Here is a 1,995-nt window from a genome sequence, read left to right as displayed (position 1 = left end):
CAGCGCGACCTCGCCACGCCCGCGCTGGTAGTAGTCGGCGGCGAACGATACGAGCGCGAGCCAGTCCGGCGACAACGGCGGCAGGTCGGTGCAGATCGCGTCGATCGCGCGCAGCCGGGACGGCGGCACGTCGGTGTGAGTCGTCACTTCGCAGACCAGCCCGACGGCCTGCCGCTTGCCGAACGGCACCTGCACGAGCGTGCCGGGCCCGGGCGCCGGTTGCGCGTCGCAGCGGTAATCGAACAGGGTGGCGAGCGGATGGTCGAGCGCGACGCGCAGATAGGTACCGCTCATTACGGCGCTCCGGCGGCGGCACGCGCCGCATGGCCATGGACAGCCGGCATCCGCGCCCGCATCGAGGCGACGGACTTAAAGTAAAACTTCAGATTCGGCGCTAAGTTTTGGATTCGCATTAGGAATCGCCGTATACCCTGCCCAGCCTGTGGATAACTTTGTTGAGAACTCGTTGCTCACTGGCCGCAACGCGCGCGGGGCCGCGCTTTCCGCTGATTTTCCGCGCTTGTCGCGGTGCCCCGCAGAGCCTTATTCCATAAGGCTGCTATTCAAATTACCGAACCATAGCGAGACAAATTGACCGATACAGGGCTCTACCGCGCTGCAACGAGGAAAATGTGTATAAGTCAAGTCTTGACAAGCACTGAATCGGCAACCGGTGCGGGGTTGCGCCCTGTTTAGCGCCAACAGCGAAACGCTGTCACCCCGCAGTGCAGCATGACAGCGCTTGCGTTCAGCCGGCGGCTCCGCTACGGATCGCGCGGCTGTGGCTATGCACTTCGTCGACGAGTTCGGCGACGTGATCGGGCGACGTGAATTGCGAAATGCCGTGCCCGAGGTTGAACACATGGCCCGGATGGTTGCCATAGCTGTCGAGCACCGCGCGCGCCTGCTCACGTACCGCGGCGGGCGGCGCAAACAGGATCGTCGGGTCGAGGTTGCCTTGCAGCGCGACCTTGCCCGCGACGCGCTCGCGCGCGGCGCCAAGGTTGACCGTCCAGTCGAGCCCGACCGCGTCGACGCCGGTGGCCGCGATCTCCTCGAGCCACAGCCCGCCGCCCTTCGTGAACGTGATCACCGGCACGCGCTCGCCGTCGTGCTCGCGCTTGAGCTGCGCAACCACGCGGCGGATGTAGTCCAGCGAGAAGCGCTGGTACGCGCCGTCCGCCAGCGCGCCGCCCCACGTATCGAAGATCATCACGGCCTGGGCGCCCGCTTCGATCTGCGCGTTCAGGTACGCGGCCACCGCCTGCGCGTTCACGTCGAGGATCCGGTGCATCAGGTCGGGGCGCGAATACGCCATCGACTTCACCGTGCGGAAATCGTCCGACCCGCCGCCTTCGACCATGTAGCACGCGAGCGTCCACGGGCTGCCCGAGAAGCCGATCAGCGGCACGCGCTGGCGGCCCTGGCCGTCGGTGAGCGCGCGGCGGATCTCGCGCACGGCGCCCGTCACGTAGCCGAGCGTCTCTTCGATGTCCGGTACCGCAAGCTTCGCGACGTCGGCCTCGGTGCGCACCGGATGCGCGAACTTCGGCCCTTCGCCGACCTGGAAGTCGAGGCCGAGCCCCATCGCGTCCGGAATCGTCAGGATGTCCGAGAACAGGATCGCGGCGTCGAGCGGAAAGCGCTCGAGCGGCTGCAGCGTCACTTCGGTCGCGTAGTCGGGATTCTTCGCGAGACCGAGGAAGCTACCGGCGCGCGCGCGCGTCGCGTTGTATTCGGGCAGGTAGCGGCCGGCCTGGCGCATCAGCCAGATCGGCGTGTAGTCGGTCGGCTCGCGCAGAAGCGCACGCAGGAAGGTGTCGTTGAGCAGGGTATGGGCCACGGTAGGAGCGACGATGCGAGGGCAAACCGGCATTTTACCGGACAGCCGCCACAAGGCTGCGCATGCCGACGCGATGGCGGCCATATGACGCGCGCGATGGCTCCGTTATGATCGGACGCTCATATCGAACGAAACCAGGGAGGAGACCGATG

1 protein-coding gene and 1 pseudogene are annotated in these 1,995 nt (G+C 66.4%); both read right to left on the bottom strand.

What is annotated here, in order from left to right; all coding sequences use genetic code 11:
* Nucleotides 1–294 (bottom strand): annotated as a pseudogene (locus JYJ84_RS35255) (primosomal protein N'); the annotation flags it as partial.
* Between the two features lie 454 nt (nucleotides 295–748).
* Nucleotides 749–1,843 (bottom strand): uroporphyrinogen decarboxylase, encoded by a 1,095-nt coding sequence (gene hemE, locus JYJ84_RS35250; protein WP_302478319.1) that lies wholly within the window; start codon nucleotides 1,841–1,843, stop codon nucleotides 749–751.
* Nucleotides 1,844–1,995: the final 152 nt, after the last annotated feature.

It is taken from the genome of Burkholderia sp. LMG 13014 (genome assembly GCF_905232215.1).
GTDB lineage: Bacteria > Pseudomonadota > Gammaproteobacteria > Burkholderiales > Burkholderiaceae > Burkholderia.
The sequence above is the reverse complement of the archived record's forward strand: the minus strand, read 5'-3'. Positions and strand labels throughout refer to the sequence as shown.